Source organism: Modestobacter versicolor, from assembly GCF_014195485.1.
In the GTDB taxonomy this organism is placed as follows: Bacteria; Actinomycetota; Actinomycetes; order Mycobacteriales; family Geodermatophilaceae; genus Modestobacter; species Modestobacter versicolor.
On record NZ_JACIBU010000001.1, the window covers coordinates 1,609,632 to 1,623,203 of the forward strand.

At 72.3% G+C, this 13,572-nt stretch carries 16 protein-coding genes; 11 read left to right on the top strand and 5 right to left on the bottom strand.

Annotation, left to right across the window (positions count from 1 at the left end; genetic code table 11):
- Positions 1 to 288 precede the first annotated feature (288 nt).
- Positions 289 to 894: a TetR/AcrR family transcriptional regulator gene (locus tag FHX36_RS07765; protein WP_110551406.1), complete on the top strand. Its 606-nt coding sequence runs from the start codon at positions 289 to 291 to the stop codon at positions 892 to 894.
- A gap of 526 nt (positions 895 to 1,420) precedes the next feature.
- Here the strand turns inward: FHX36_RS07765 and FHX36_RS07770 are convergent.
- A complete protein-coding gene (locus tag FHX36_RS07770; protein WP_110551408.1) occupies positions 1,421 to 1,762 on the bottom strand; it encodes a YciI family protein in 342 nt (113 codons plus the stop codon).
- Between the two features lie 79 nt (positions 1,763 to 1,841).
- Between FHX36_RS07770 and FHX36_RS07775 the strand changes: the two genes are divergently transcribed.
- Positions 1,842 to 3,233, top strand: coding sequence for an RNB domain-containing ribonuclease (locus tag FHX36_RS07775; RefSeq protein ID WP_183513658.1), 1,392 nt, complete (start codon positions 1,842 to 1,844; stop codon positions 3,231 to 3,233).
- 219 nt (positions 3,234 to 3,452) lie between these two features.
- Here the strand turns inward: FHX36_RS07775 and FHX36_RS23825 are convergent, their stop codons facing one another.
- On the bottom strand, positions 3,453 to 4,058 hold the full coding sequence (locus FHX36_RS23825) for a DUF732 domain-containing protein (protein WP_181428639.1): 606 nt from the start codon (positions 4,056 to 4,058) through the stop codon (positions 3,453 to 3,455).
- A 227-nt stretch (positions 4,059 to 4,285) separates the two neighbouring features.
- Here FHX36_RS23825 and FHX36_RS07785 point away from each other — a divergent pair, with 227 nt between their 5' ends.
- The gene (locus FHX36_RS07785) at positions 4,286 to 4,762 is read left to right on the top strand and encodes a DUF2505 domain-containing protein (protein ID WP_181428638.1); all 477 of its coding nucleotides are present in this window, start codon (positions 4,286 to 4,288) and stop codon (positions 4,760 to 4,762) included.
- Positions 4,763 to 4,782: 20 nt separating this feature from the next.
- Positions 4,783 to 5,163 carry a hypothetical protein gene (locus FHX36_RS07790; protein ID WP_110550875.1) on the top strand — a complete coding sequence of 127 codons (381 nt, stop codon included), beginning with the start codon at positions 4,783 to 4,785 and terminating at the stop codon, positions 5,161 to 5,163.
- Here FHX36_RS07790 and FHX36_RS07795 read toward each other — a convergent pair.
- Positions 5,160 to 5,609: a DUF5313 family protein gene (locus FHX36_RS07795; protein ID WP_110550874.1), complete on the bottom strand. Its 450-nt coding sequence runs from the start codon at positions 5,607 to 5,609 to the stop codon at positions 5,160 to 5,162. The genes FHX36_RS07790 and FHX36_RS07795 overlap by 4 nt on opposite strands.
- Before the next feature lie 132 nt (positions 5,610 to 5,741).
- Between FHX36_RS07795 and FHX36_RS07800 the strand changes: the two genes are divergently transcribed.
- Entirely contained in the window at positions 5,742 to 6,260 is a 519-nt protein-coding gene (locus tag FHX36_RS07800) for a GAF domain-containing protein (RefSeq protein ID WP_110550873.1), read from the top strand.
- On the opposite strand, the gene FHX36_RS07805 is transcribed toward FHX36_RS07800, so the two are convergent.
- Positions 6,209 to 7,240, bottom strand: a complete 1,032-nt coding sequence (locus FHX36_RS07805; protein WP_110550872.1) for an ion channel — start codon at positions 7,238 to 7,240, stop codon at positions 6,209 to 6,211. The genes FHX36_RS07800 and FHX36_RS07805 overlap by 52 nt on opposite strands.
- Before the next feature lie 122 nt (positions 7,241 to 7,362).
- On the opposite strand from FHX36_RS07805, the gene FHX36_RS07810 reads away from it, so the two are divergent.
- From FHX36_RS07810 to FHX36_RS07825, 5 genes are read left to right on the top strand one after another with little or no spacing between them, the layout of a single operon-like run.
- Positions 7,363 to 8,523, top strand: a complete 1,161-nt coding sequence (locus FHX36_RS07810) for a serine/threonine-protein kinase (RefSeq protein WP_110550871.1) — start codon at positions 7,363 to 7,365, stop codon at positions 8,521 to 8,523.
- Positions 8,524 to 8,549: 26 nt separating this feature from the next.
- The gene (locus tag FHX36_RS23430; RefSeq protein ID WP_258372586.1) at positions 8,550 to 8,672 is read left to right on the top strand and encodes a hypothetical protein; all 123 of its coding nucleotides are present in this window, start codon (positions 8,550 to 8,552) and stop codon (positions 8,670 to 8,672) included.
- 52 nt (positions 8,673 to 8,724) lie between these two features.
- Positions 8,725 to 9,666: a hypothetical protein gene (locus FHX36_RS07815; protein ID WP_110550870.1), complete on the top strand. Its 942-nt coding sequence runs from the start codon at positions 8,725 to 8,727 to the stop codon at positions 9,664 to 9,666.
- A gap of 20 nt (positions 9,667 to 9,686) precedes the next feature.
- Entirely contained in the window at positions 9,687 to 10,196 is a 510-nt protein-coding gene (locus tag FHX36_RS07820; protein ID WP_110550869.1) for a mycothiol transferase, read from the top strand.
- 41 nt (positions 10,197 to 10,237) lie between these two features.
- On the top strand, positions 10,238 to 11,458 hold the full coding sequence (locus FHX36_RS07825; protein WP_110550868.1) for an acyl-CoA dehydrogenase family protein: 1,221 nt from the start codon (positions 10,238 to 10,240) through the stop codon (positions 11,456 to 11,458).
- Between the two features lie 17 nt (positions 11,459 to 11,475).
- Here the strand turns inward: FHX36_RS07825 and FHX36_RS07830 are convergent, their stop codons facing one another.
- Positions 11,476 to 11,736, bottom strand: a complete 261-nt coding sequence (locus FHX36_RS07830; protein ID WP_110550867.1) for a hypothetical protein — start codon at positions 11,734 to 11,736, stop codon at positions 11,476 to 11,478.
- Between the two features lie 200 nt (positions 11,737 to 11,936).
- Here FHX36_RS07830 and FHX36_RS07835 point away from each other — a divergent pair, with 200 nt between their 5' ends.
- Positions 11,937 to 13,568: a glycoside hydrolase family 13 protein gene (locus tag FHX36_RS07835; RefSeq protein ID WP_110550866.1), complete on the top strand. Its 1,632-nt coding sequence runs from the start codon at positions 11,937 to 11,939 to the stop codon at positions 13,566 to 13,568.
- Positions 13,569 to 13,572 lie beyond the last annotated feature (4 nt).

Consider the following 13,572-nt stretch of genomic DNA (forward strand, 5'->3'; position numbering starts at 1 on the left):
CGCCGGTCGTGCCACGCCTGGAGGGTGAGGCGGGCACCAGATCAGACGACGGCGTCAGCGTCGATGCGGGCGCCAATGCGGGCGCCGGGTCGGGGGCTTGTGTGTTCAGGCGCCCGGCCGAAGCGAAGACCGCCCCGATGCCCGAGCTGGCCCCGGTCATCACGGTGGTCTGGGGACGATGGTCAAGGGCTGTCATGGGGGGTCCCTTCCTCGGAGGATGGAACCGTAACCCATCTTGGTACTTGGTACCAGGAAGGACCGAAGTCTCACCTGCGATAGGGTCGTCTCATGACCTCGCACGGGACGCCAACCCCCGGCTTGTGGAGCCGCACCCGGCGCGCGGTGCACGACGAGGTCGTGGGGACCGCACTGGACCTGTTCACGAACCAGGGGTTCGAAGCAACCACGGTCGACCAGATCGTTGCTGCCACCGGACTGTCACGGACCTCGTTCTTCCGCTACTTCGGGTCCAAGGAGGACCTGGTCCTGGGCGACACCACGCAGACCAGGCTCGACTTCAGTGCTGCCCTCCGAGCCCGCCCGCAGGAGGAGGGTCCCTGGGAAGCGCTACGCGCCGCAGCCCTCACGCTCCCAGGGGCCGACCTCGCACCGGATCGGGCACTGACCGTCGCGAAACTGATCCGCACCTCCCCCGCCCTTCGCGCCCGCAGCCTGGAGAAGCACCAGCAGTGGCAGGACTCGCTCGTGCCGGTGCTACAGGAGCGCCTCGCCGGGGAGCCCAACGCTGCCGCCAGCAGCGATCTGGCCGCACGCGCCGTCGTCGCAGCGGCACTGTCCTGCCTGCAGACCGCCACCGAGGTGTGGGCCGAGCGCGACGGCAGAGGGACGCTCGGCGAGCTCTATGACCAGGCGATCGCAGCAGTCCGCCGCTGAGGCGAGGACGCTCGCGCATGGGGCCACCTCAACGACGCCCGAGCGGCGTCCAGGCGTGTCGAGGATCCTTGCCCTTGTGGGGAAACGCTGTCCGAGCAGGTCGAACGTTGGAGAGCTGCTTCATGAGCTTGGCTGAGAAGCTCTTCGAGGGCAGCGGTTTCACGTACTCACACAAGACCCGGTACATCGCGACCTGGGCTGCGATGGCACCTTCCTCGTTCGTGGTGGTAGCCGCGTGGTTCGTCCCCGTGGAATCGCCACCGGCTGGCAATTGGGCCATCTCCCTCATCGGTGTGGCTGTCTTGGCCTTCTGCATCTACGCCAACCGCTACTTCAGATGGCGCCTGGATCATGAGCGGTCGCAGACCGCCCCGCACTGAGACCGCGCCGACTCAAGCCCTGCCCATCACCTGATGGTTCGAAGGGCTTCTGAGGCGATCGCCGTGAGGCGGTAGATGGGTGGGACCGCCGTTCCGTCCGACCCACTGGTCGCCGGTGCGTGACGACGGTGACCAGCGCCCCGTGCTCAGGACTCCGGGTCGTACATGATCTCCCGGACCTCCTGCGCGCACCGGCAGCCGCGGGCGATGCGGGCAGCCCACTCCAGCGCCTCCGCCCGCGACGGCACCTCGATGATCGCGAAGCCCCCGATGACCGCCTTCGTCTCCGGGACCGGGCCGTCGGTCACCTGCCCGTCGGTGCCCACGATCGCCGCCTGCTGGCGCTGGACGCCGCCGCCGAAGATCCAGACACCGGCGTCCTTCGCCTTCTGCACCACGGCGTGCGAGGCCTCGCCCACCTCGGGCCAGTCCTCGGCCGGGATGTGGTCCATCGAGCCGTCGTCGAACGAGATGAGGTAGCGCGGCATCAGCGAACTCCCTGCGTCGGAGGCCTGCGGGTGGGGCCGAACGTAGGTGCCGCGTCGAGCCCCGTGCCAGGGTGACGCCGTGGCTCGCGTGCTGAAGGTGTCCGTCCCGCTCGACTTCGCCGCGATCCGGGCGGAGGCCGGGGTCCCCGACGAGTTCCCCGCTGACGTGCTGGCCGAGGCCGACCGGGTGGTCGCCGACCCACCGCTCCCCGAGCACGACGCGACCGACCTGCCGCTGGTGACCATCGACCCGCCCGGTGCCCGTGACCTGGACCAGGCCGTGCACCTCACCCGCACCGCCGGCGGCTACCGGGTGTCCTACGCGATCGCCGACGTCGGTGCCTTCGTGCCACTCGGCAGCGCCATCGACGCCGAGGCCCGCCGCCGCGGCCAGACCGTCTACTGCCCCGACGGCCGGACTCCGCTGCACCCGCCGCAGCTGTCCGAGGGGGCGGCCAGCCTGTTGCCCGGCGAGCTCCGGCCGGCCGCGCTGTGGACCATCGACCTGGACGCCGACGGCGAGGTCACCGCCGTCGACCTGCGCCGGGCCCGGGTCCGCAGCCGCGCCCAGCTGGACTACGAGTCCGTGGGCGCGCAGGTGCCCCCGGAGCTCGAGCTGCTGCCCGAGATCGGCCGGCTGCTGCAGGCCCGGGCCCGCGACCGCGGCGCCATCGAGCTGGGCACGCCATCCCAGGAGGTGGAGCCCGGACCGGACGGCGGCTGGACGATCGCCTTCCGCGGGCAGTCGGACGTCGAGGGCTGGAACGCGCAGATCTCGCTGCTCACCGGCCGGTGCGCCGCCCGGCTGATGCTGGACGGCGGGGTCGGGGTGCTGCGCACGCTGCCGCCGGCCGACCCGAGGGCGGTCGCCACGCTCCGCCGGCTCGCCCCCGGGCTTGGCGTCGACTGGCCCGACGGCGCGGGGCCCGGCGACGTCATCGCCGACCTGGACCCCGCCCGGCCGCGCGACGCCGCGTTCCTGGACGCCGCCGCCGCGCTGCTCCGCGGCGCGGCCTACACCGCGTTCGACGGCCCGCCGCCGGCCCAGCCCGGGCACGGCGGCGTCGGCGCGCCCTACGCGCACGTCACCGCACCGCTGCGCCGGCTGGTCGACCGGTTCGGCACCGAGGTCTGCCTGGCGCTGGCCGCCGGCGAGCAGCCCTCCGCCGAGCTGCGCGCCGCACTGCCGGAGCTGCCCGCGCTGATGGCCACCTCCGACCGGCGCACGCACGAGGTGGAACGCGCCGTCATCGACCTGGTCGAGGCAACGGTCCTGGCCGGCCGGGTCGGCGAGGTGTTCGACGCCGTGGTGCTCGATGCGGAGGAAAAGCGGTCGACCGTGGTGCTCAGCGAGCTGGCGGTCCAGGCCCGCTGCGACGGCCGGCTCACCCCGGGCGAGCAGGTCGAGGTCCGGCTGACGACGGCGGACCCGGCCACCCGCACGGTGCGGTTCGCGCCCGCCGCGGACTGAACTGCAGAGCCCCTTGCAGGAGGGGGGAGCGCCGTCAGACGTCGCCAGCGGCGGCAGGACCGCACCTGATCGAACCAGCTCGTTGTGGCGGCATCGTCCACGAGCCGCAATGACACGCTGCGCGCCGAGCGCCTCCCATGCCCGGGACACACCTGAGTGATCACCAGCGGCTCCCCGCCATTCACCACGGTGGGCTCGTGGCCGGCGAAGGGTTGCTCGTCAGAACTGGCTTTCGTACTCCGGGCAGTAAGCACCTACAGCGGATACAGCGAGAACGACTAGTTCGTCCGACGTCAACCCGCTGCCGCCAGCGGCTGCGCCGACGGCGGCGATGTCGGCGCCAGTGTCGAGGAGATCGCATATGGCGTGACCGGCTTCGATCAGCTGAGCGTCAGGGACGCTCGAGAAATTAGGGTGTACTGAGATCGTCGAGAGGAACGAGTCGTCGGCGTTCGTTGCATCCGACGGAGTCCCTGGAGCAAGGGGTTTCGTCGGCACCGGGGCATAGGAGCCGGTTGCTGGCGGCGGGGTGTAGGCCGACGGCCGCGCATGGCCAGCGGACGGCGTAGGACGTTCGAGGAATGGATTGGACGTAGGGGCGGCGTCCATTGAAACGCCATCCTTTTCCTCGCCATTGGTCGCCACGATCACAGCCATGCCGACGCAGGTGAAGATCAAGAGTGCCGCGATGCCGACGACTGCTCGCCACCTGCTAGCAGTGCGCGCTTGCCGCGCGATCAGGTTGGCGTTGTCGCCATCAACACCGCCTGGTCGAGCGGGCTCCACGCCCTCATCGTCCGACGGTTCAGTCTCCGATATCGACACGGCGTGGACCGTATCCATCAATGACGACGACCACAGGCCTGTGACACGCCAATCACACCTTGGAGGCATCCGCGGAACTCGCCCGTTTGACGTGGCGTGCAGGACCGACGCACCTGCCGCATGGACCACTGCCCCGCGTCTATGTGAGCCCCTGCCTCAGGACCGCGTGGACGTCAGGTCCACCAACGCGTGAGCCGCCGCCTGCCAGCCGCGACGATGATGGCCCCGTGGCCATCGACTCCTCGCACACCTACCCCGCCGCGCCCGACGCCGTCCTCGCCCTGCTCACCGACGAGGCCTTCCTCCGCGAGCGGGCCACCGCGCTCGGCGCGCAGGCGCAGGAGGTGACCGTCGACGGCCGCAGCACCTCCGTCCGGTTCGCCGCCCCCACCGCCGGCATCCCGCCGGTCTTCGCGCGGTTCGTCGGCTCGTCGGTGTCGGTCGTCGAGCGCACGTCGTGGACTCCGGACGGCGACGGGTACCGCACCGCCCTGGACATCCGCGCCGAGGTGTTCGGGCGCACCGTCGAGGTCACCGGCGAGCGGCGGCTGACCGCAGCCGGCGCAGGCACCACCTCCACCGTCACCGGCGACGCGCGGGTCGACGCACCGCTGATCGGCCGCCAGGCCGAGGGCGCCGTCCGGGAGCTGGTCGGCGTGGTGCTGAAGCGGGAGGACGAGCTGCTCCGCCGGAAGCTGTCGTAGCCACCAGGCAGGATCGGCCCGTGGTCGCCTTCTTCCTGCCCCGAGCCAGCGACGACGAGCAGGCGGAGCGGCTCTACGACGCCCTGGCCGAGTTCGCCGGCTGCGAGCCCGCTCCCCCGGGGCAGCGGGTCCGGTCGATCGTCTTCACCCAGGACGGCGCACGGTGGACGGCTGCTGTCGGCGAGGCGCTCGCCGGTGTCCGCACGACGCAGCAGCTGCGCCGCGGCGAGCTGATCGAGCGCACCGAGCACCTGTCGTCGCCGTCCCGGGTGCTCGCGGTCTACCCGGGCTCGCCCTACGTCGTGGTCACCGACGCCCAGCCGATCACCGGCACCCCGTCGGAGTGGGCCAACCCGTTCACCGCCCAGCCGGACGAGGTCACGCTCTTCGACAAGGTCTAGCGGCCCTGGCGCTCCCGGTAGCGGGCTGCCCGCTTGGCCGCCGCCGCCTGCAGCTTCGCCGTCCGCTCGGCGCTGCGCGAGCGCTGCGCCTCCTCGCGCACCGCCTGGGCGGTGCCGGCCGGGTACCCGGCCTTCTTCACCCGGTTCTCGGTGGTCTCGCTCATGTAGGCGATGGAGAAGATCAGCCCGAGCAGCAGGCCGCCGAGCGCCGTCATGCCGCGGATCCAGAACGGGCCGGGGACGAACAGCAGCACCAGCGCGACCGGCACGGCCATCTGCACCACGGCCCGCAGCACGTGCCGGGCACCCCAGTTGTCGGCTGTCGTGTCGCGCAGCACCCAGGTGCGGTGCCGCTCGGGCAGGCCGCCGCCCATCGCGTACCAGAGCCACCGGAGGACACCGGGACGCTGCAGCAGCTCGGCCGGCGGCTGGTCGGCGGACGACATGTCTCCTTGTCTACCCCATCTCCCAGCGACTCAGCGTGAAAGCTCGATCACCCAGGGGGTGGATCGCGGCAGTACCGGATCTGACGCGTACGGAGCGGTTGACGGCCGAACCACACCGACGTAAGCAGTGTCATGGCCGCGCTCGTCGTGGACGACGTCGTCCCCTTCGCCGACTGGCCCGCTGCTGCCCGTGCCGCGCTGGCGTTCCTGCACCGCACCGTCGGGCTCGACGTCTGGCTGGTCACGCGGCTGGAGCAGCCTCGCCAGGTGGTGCTCTACGCCCATCCTGAGGAGGTGCTGCCGCCGGGCACCTGGATCTCCTGGGACCGTAGTTTCTGCCACTCCATGGTCAGCGGCGTCGGGCCCCGGGTCGCCACCGTCGCCGCCGCGACCCCGGCCTACCGCGACCTGGAGACCGGGCTCCCCCAACGGGTCGCCGCCTACATGGGTGTCCCGCTCGTGACTGCGGACGGGGTGCTCTTCGGCACCCTCTGCGGCCTGTCCGTCCGCGCCCAGCCGCGCGCGTTGTCCCGGCACCTGCCGCTGGTCGAGATGACGGCCAGGATGCTCAGCACCCTGCTGTCCGAGGAGGAGGCGGCTCAGCGGGCGGCGAGCAGCTCCGCCGAGCCGATGCGCGACCGGCCGACGTAGTACAGCGTCGTCCCCTCCGGGACCGGGGTGTCCCACGGCGGGTTGACGCGCAGCCCGTCGGGACCGCGGAGCGCGAGCACCGTCGCGCAGAAGGTGCGCCCGAGGTGCACCTGGCAGTCGCCGAAGGTGGTGAAGCCGTGTCCGGCCGGCAGCTGGAGGGAGTAGGTGTTCCCGTGCCCACCCGCGCTCATCAGGTCGGTGTAGACCTCGGTCAGACCGGGGTCGGCGGCCTCCTCGGTGATCAACGAGGGCATGTGCCACTGCACGCAGGCGATCCGCGGGTTGACGTAGCGCAGGTTCTCCCGGCGGCCGAGGTCGCGCAGCGCCGCGACCATGTGCACGCCGGGGTTGGCGTGGTCGACCGCCACGGCCATCGCCAGCGTCTCGTTGTCGTCGCGCCCGTCGAGGACGACCGTACGGGCGCGGCCCACCGAAGCCCGGGTCATCACGTCGACGTTGGTCAGGTCGCCCCGGACGAAGGAGACCGCCGGGTTCTCCGGCACCGGGTTCTGCGGCACCTCGTCCCAGGCGCACAGGGCGATCCGGGTGCCCGGCTCGACGGCCAGCTCGGCCAGCAGCCGCTCGGTCCGGCCGGGCGCGTACCCCAGCACGACGACGTGATCGGCCAGCTCCAGTGCGACCACTCCTCTCAGGCGCTTCCCGCGGACCGACTGCAGGTAGTCGGCCAGCCGCGAGAACAGCAGGGTCAGCGTGACGATCCCGCCGACGATGACGTAGGTGCCGACCACGTGCCCGGCGGTCGAGACAGGGAAGAAGTCGCCGTAGCCGACCGTCGCGGCGGTGACGACGAAGTACCACCAGTAGTTGCCCGGCGCGGCGATCTCGCTGCCGGCCGGCTCGACCAGCGCCATCGCCAGCCAGCTGGTCAGGAAGACCAGCACGATGACGGCGAGCGGCAGCCGCCAGCCGTGCAGCCGGGTGCCCAGCAGGCGGGTGAGCCGGGACAAGAAGAAGAACACGGGTCTCCTGCCGGGACGGACGGGTGGCGAACCTACCGCCCGCCCGGCCACCGGGTCACCACGCCTGTGGACGGTCGCTCCACGGCGTGTGCCGCACGCACCCGACGCCTACGCTCCCGATCATGACCTCCGTGCCCACCGAGGGTGAACGGCTCGTCGGCGGTCGCTACGAGCTCGCCGGCGAGCTGGGCCGCGGCGGCATGGGCGTCGTCTGGCTCGCCAACGACCGGGTGCTGCACCGCGAGGTGGCGCTCAAGGAGATCACCTACCCGGTCCACCTGACCGACGACGAGCGCGCCGTCCTCCGCGAGCGGACGCTGCGCGAGGCGCGGGCCGCCGCCCGGCTGGAGGACCCGCACGTCGTGGCGATCCACGACGTCGTCGAGGAGGACGGGCGCCCCTGGCTGGTGATGGAGCACGTCCGGTCGCGCAGCCTGCAGCGCATCCTCGAGGAGGACGGGCCCCTCACCCCCGTCCAGACCGCGCGGATCGGCCTGGACGTGCTGTCGGCCATCGAGGTCGCGCACGCCGCGGGCATCGTGCACCGCGACGTCAAGCCGGCCAACGTGCTGGTCGCCGACGACGGCCACGCCTGCCTCACCGACTTCGGCATCGCCACCACCACGAACGGTGACGCCACGCTCAGCGCCCCCGGCGCGGTGCTCGGCTCGCCGTCCTACATGGCGCCCGAGCGCGCGCAGGGCGAGCCACCCACGCCCGCCGTCGACCTGTGGTCGCTCGGCGCGACGCTGTACACGGCCGTGGAGGGCCGCACCCCCTTCGACCGGGCCGAGTCGATGGCCATCCTGCTCGCCGTCGTCGGCGAGGACCCGGCGCCGATGCGGGCGGCCGGGCCGCTCGCCCCGGTGCTGCTCGGACTGCTCACCAAGGACCCGGCCCAGCGGCTGACGGCGGCCGAGGCCCGGCGCCAGCTGACCGCCGTGGCCGAGGGCGCCCAGCCCGCCGGCGCCGCCGAGCCCGAGCGGGCGCGGAAGACGCCCCGCGTCGTGCGGGGCGGGGACGTGCAGCGATTCGACCTGTCCGAGCTGCTGGCGCTCGCCTCGACGTCCAAGGCGGCGATCAGCACGGTGGTCCGCGAGGTCAGCGAGCGGCGGCACCAGCCGCCGATGAACCGGCGCGAACGCCGGGCGGCGGCCAAGCAGCGCCGCTTCCGGTTCAAGCGCCGGTGGGTGGTCGTGCCCACCGTGCTGCTGGTCCTGCTCGTGCTGCTGGTGCTCGGCGCGCTGGCCCTGCTCGTCACCGGGGCGATCGAGCTGTCCTGACCCGCCGGCTGGGGCAGGGTGAGCCCATGACGGCACCGACGGACGACGACCTGCCCGAGCCCCGCGACATCGCACTGGAGCAGGCCACCCCTGAGCAGGTCGAGGAGCTGGAGACCGCCAGCGACGAGGACGACGCACCACGCGGTTGACAGGCCGCGTCGCTCCGCCGGGTCGCCGATCACAGGTGCGACGATCCCGGCCGTGGTGAGCCTCCGCCCCTCGACAGACCGCGCCCGGCTCGGGACCCTGCGGACCGCCATCACCGACAGCGGTCTGGCCTGGCGACTGCTGACCGTGGCCCTGGCCGGCGCGATCGCACTGGTCCTGGCCGACGCCCACTGGCACTGGAGCCGGTCCGTGCCGGTGGTGGTGGCGGTGCTCACCGGCCTCCTGCAGCTCGCGCTCGTGGGCGCCGTCGTGGACGCCGCCATGAAGCACCGTGAACGCAAGCGGGTGGCCGAGGTCGGGCGGATCATGTTCCGTGCCCTGGCCCAGCTGGCGTTCGACGGGCAGCGGCGACTCGACGCACACCTCTGCGGCACGGCACTGCACGAGCGCGGCATCCCGGACTGGGACGACGCCCGGACCGAGGAGGTCCGTCGGCACCTGAGCCAGGCGGGCCTCCCCGTCGTCCCGTCGCTCACCCCCGCCGAGCGGGAGCACCGGTTGCGCGTACTGCTGCCCCGGCACGCGTTCACCTGCGCGCTCTACCGGGAGGTCTCGGCCCACAAGCGTCGGCTGCACGACACGGTCGGGCAGTGGGGCACGCTGCTCCTGGCCACCGATGCCTCCGCCGGGGACCTGCACCACATGCAGCGGCTCGCCGACGCCTACGGGCAGCTGCACCAGGACCTGTACCACGGTGCTGCCACGGTCCTGGCCGAGCACGAGTGGCGAGCACAGCAGCAGTGGGTGACGGAGGTGGTCGATGCGGCCGCCACCTACCTGTCCGTCGCCGAGCAGGCCCGCCGCTTCTACCACTCGCTGGCCGAGGAGCAGCGCCGACTGCGGGACGCCGACCTGGACGACGCTGTTGCCGTCACCGCGCAGCCGCCCGTCTACCTGGCGCACGCACGAGCCGCGGCGGAGCCCTCGGCCGGGGCGTTACCGCAGCGCCCGAGCCACGCGGTTGAGCCGCGGTGATCATGGGGTAGGCGGACGGCATGGAGAGCCGTGACGTGCTGCTGAGAGCGTTCGACGACATCGAGACCGCCGTCCGGGGAGCCCTCGACGGCATCGACCCAGGCCTGCTGACCGAGCGCCTCGACCCGGAGGCCAACACCATCGCCTGGCTGGTCTGGCACCTCACCCGGGTGCAGGACGACCACGTCGCCGAGGTCGCCGGCACCGAGCAGGCCTACACCGCCAACGGCTGGGCCGACCGCTTCGCCCTCCCCTTCAGCCCGGGCGCGATCGGCTACGGCTTCAGCAGCGAGGACGTCGGCAGGACGGAGATCACCGACCCGCAGCTGCTCCTCGGCTACCACTCCGACGTGCACGCGCGGACCGCAGACTTCGTCCGCACCCTGGAGCCCGCCGACCTCGACCGGGTCGTCGACGAGCGCTGGGACCCGCCGGTCACCCTCGGCGTCCGGCTGGTCAGCGTCATCGGCGACGACCTGCAGCACGCTGGGCAGGCAGCCCTGCTGCGGGGGTTCCTGGAGCGGCGCTGAGCACACGGCACCCGGTGCCACCCGGAGGTAGCTTCGGGCCGGTGAGCAACGGTGCTTCTGACTTCTACGCCCTGGACGACCTGCTGGAGCCCGACGAGGTCGAGGTCCGCGACCGCGTCCGCGACTTCTGCGCCCGCGAGGTCACCCCGGTCATCAACGACTACTGGGAGCGGGCCGAGTTCCCGTTCGAACTCGTGCCGAAGATCGCCGAGCTCGGGATCGCCGGCGGCACGGTGCAGGGCTACGGCTCGGCCGGGATGAGCGCCGTCGCCGCCGGTCTGGTCGCCGCCGAGTGGGCCCGCGCCGACGGCAGCCTCGGCACCTTCTACGGCGTGCACAGCTTCCTGGCCATGCAGTCGATCGCCCTGCTCGGCGACGAGGAGCAGCGCGAGCGCTGGCTGCCGGCGATGGCCCGGATGGAGACGATCGGCGCGTTCGGCCTCACCGAGCCCGAGCACGGCTCCGACGCCGTGGCGCTGTCGACCCAGGCCCGGCGGGACGGCGACGAGTACGTGCTCAACGGCCGGAAGAAGTGGATCGGCAACGGCACCATCGCCGACCTGGTGCTCATCTGGGCCCGCGGCGAGGACGGCAACGTCGGCGGCTACGTCGTCCCCAAGGGCTCCATCGGCTGGACGGCGACCCGGATGACCGGCAAGACGGCGCTGCGGGCGGTGTGGCAGGCCGAGATCACCCTGGCGGACGTCCGGGTGCCGGCGGAGAACAAGCTGGCCAACTGCCACAGCTTCAAAGACGTCTCGGTGGTGCTCGACCGCACCCGGTACACCGTCGCCTGGCGGGCGCTGGGCATCGCCGAGGCCGCCTACGACCTGGCGCTGCAGCACACCCTGCAGCGCGAGCAGTTCGGCCAGCCGATCGCCGGCTACCAGCTGGTGCAGGACAAGCTGGCCCGGATGCTCGCCGAGATCACCAGCATGCGGCTGCTCAGCTGGCGGCTGTCGAAGCTGGCCGACGAGGGCCGGATGACCGCGGCGATGGCCTCGATGGCGAAGATGAACAACTGCAAGAAAGCCCGCGCGATCGTGGCCGACGCCCGCGACCTGTTCGGCGGCGACGGCATCCTGCTCGAGCACCACATCGCCCGCCACCACGCCGACATCGAGGCGATCTACACCTTCGAGGGCACCGACCACGTGCAGGCGCTCATCGTCGGCCGGGACATCACCGGGCTGTCGGCGATCACCGGCCGCCGTCCCGCCCGCGCGCAGGAGAAGCCGGCGGACGCCCCGCAGTCGATCTGAGGGCGCCCGGGGCCGAGTTACGAGCGGACCGCCGGGGTGTCGCGGGCGGCGCCGGTCTGCTGGCGGCACTCAGGGCACCCGGCGCGCCCGGCGCCGACCCGCTCCCAGAGCTGCGAACCCCAGACCTGCACGATCGCACCACAGACGGCCAGCTCGACCTCGCCGTCCAACTCGTCAGCAGGGCGGTGCGCCTCGACCGCGTGCCAGGAGGCTGCCTGCTCCTCGGGCGGCCCCCACCGTCGATCGGGCCGGGCGAAACCGACGGCATAGTCGCTCACGTCCGGGATGTGCCCCGCACCACATCGTCTCAATCATCTTCCTGGCACCTGGACGACGGATCCGCTGCACCGGAGCCGGCTCGCTCACCTGGACTTGTCCACCGCATCAGCAGCCGACTGGCGCGATCTGCCAACCCCTGTCGCAGACATTGGTGACCTGAACCACAGACTTTGCCCGAGCGACTGCCGATGGTGGTCACATGGCAACCCGGCTCGCAACGGTGCGGACCTCCAGCAGGCCGCAGGTCTCCCCCGGACAGGCGCCCGCGGAGTGGTGGCGCACGGCCGTCGTCTACCAGGTCTACCTGCGCTCGTTCGCCGACGGCAACGGCGACGGCATCGGTGACCTGGCCGGCCTGCGCTCCCGGCTGCCGTACCTGTCCTGGCTCGGCGTCGACGCGCTGTGGATCAACCCGCACTACCCCTCGGGCGGGGCCGACGGCGGCTACGACATCGTCGACTACCGCTCCGTCGACCCGGACTACGGCGACGTCGCCGACATCGAGGCCCTCGTCGCCGACGCCCGCCAGCTCGGGCTGCGGGTGATCCTGGACGTCGTCCCGAACCACTCCTCGGACCAGCACCCGTGGTTCCAGGCCGCGCTCGCCGACCCCGACTCCGCCGAGGCCGGCCGGTACCACTTCGCGCCGCCGTCGGAGGAGCCGCCGAACAACTGGCAGTCGCTGTTCGGTGGCCCGGCCTGGTCGCGGACGCCGGACGGCCGCTGGTACCTGCACCTGTTCGCCCCCGAGCAGCCCGACCTGAACTGGCGCGACCCCGCCGTCGCCGAGGACTTCGACCGGACCCTGCGCTTCTGGCTGGACCGCGGCGTCAGCGGCTTCCGGGTCGATGTCGCCTACGGCCTGTTCAAGGACGCCGAGCTGCGCGACAACCCGGGCGCCTACTCCCCCACCCTGTTCGGGCACGGCCCGGAGCAGGCGATGACCTGGAACCAGCCCGAGGTGCACGACGTCTGGCGCCGCTGGCGGTCGATCTGCGACGAGTATCCCGACACGATGCTCGTCGGCGAGGTCTGCCTGGCCGACCTGCAGGAGGTCGCGCTGTACTCCCGGCCCGACGAGATGCACCAGTCGTTCTCCTTCCGGCTGCTGAAGTCGTCGTGGTCCGTGGACGCCTTCGCCGACGGCGTGCAGTCCGCGCTGGACGCGTTCAGCTCGGTCGGCGCCCCGGTCTCCTGGGTGCTGGGCAACCACGACAAGGACCGGCAGGTCAGCCGGTTCGGCGGCGGCGAACTCGGTACCGCCCGGGCGCGGGCCGCGGCCCTGCTGATGCTGGCGCTGCCCGGGTCGCCGTACCTGTACGCCGGCGAGGAGCTCGGGCTGCCGCAGGCGGTCGTGCCCGACGAGGCCAAGCTCGACCCGATCTTCCACCGCAGCGGCGGTGCCCGGGCGGGCCGTGACGGCTGCCGGGTGCCGATGCCGTGGAACGACTCCGACGGCGTCGGCTTCTCCCCCGACGGTGCGGCCGAGCCGTGGCTCCCGATCCCCGCCGAGTGGGACCGGTTCGCGGTCTCCCGGCAGACCCGGGACGGCGGCTCGATGCTCACCCTCTACCGGCGGGCGCTGGCCCTGCGGTCGGCGCACCCGGCGCTGGGCTCGGCCGCGGCCACCGTGGGCACCCGCGGGGACGTGCTCACCGTGCGCTGCGCCACCGAGGAGGAGACGGTGCGCTGCGTGGTCAACATGGGCGCCGAGACGGTTCTGGTGCGCAACCCCGGGTCGGTGCTGCTCGCCTCGAGCACCTCGGTGAAGGCATCGGCCCGCAGCGTCGCCCTGCCGCCGAACACCGCTGTCTGGCTCCTCGAGGACTGAGCGG

Excerpts from the sequence above, each read along its gene's own strand:
- FHX36_RS07765 (WP_110551406.1), top strand. The coding sequence starts at position 289 with ATGACCTCGCACGGGACGCCAACCCCCGGCTTGTGGAGCCGCACCCGG.
- FHX36_RS07770 (WP_110551408.1), bottom strand. The coding sequence starts at position 1,762 with ATGCCGCGCTACCTCATCTCGTTCGACGACGGCTCGATGGACCACATC.
- FHX36_RS07795 (WP_110550874.1), bottom strand. The coding sequence starts at position 5,609 with ATGTCGTCCGCCGACCAGCCGCCGGCCGAGCTGCTGCAGCGTCCCGGT.
- FHX36_RS07800 (WP_110550873.1), top strand. The coding sequence starts at position 5,742 with ATGGCCGCGCTCGTCGTGGACGACGTCGTCCCCTTCGCCGACTGGCCC.
- FHX36_RS07810 (WP_110550871.1), top strand. The coding sequence starts at position 7,363 with ATGACCTCCGTGCCCACCGAGGGTGAACGGCTCGTCGGCGGTCGCTAC.
- FHX36_RS23430 (WP_258372586.1), top strand. The coding sequence starts at position 8,550 with ATGACGGCACCGACGGACGACGACCTGCCCGAGCCCCGCGACATCGCA.
- FHX36_RS07820 (WP_110550869.1), top strand. The coding sequence starts at position 9,687 with ATGGAGAGCCGTGACGTGCTGCTGAGAGCGTTCGACGACATCGAGACC.
- FHX36_RS07835 (WP_110550866.1), top strand. The coding sequence starts at position 11,937 with ATGGCAACCCGGCTCGCAACGGTGCGGACCTCCAGCAGGCCGCAGGTC.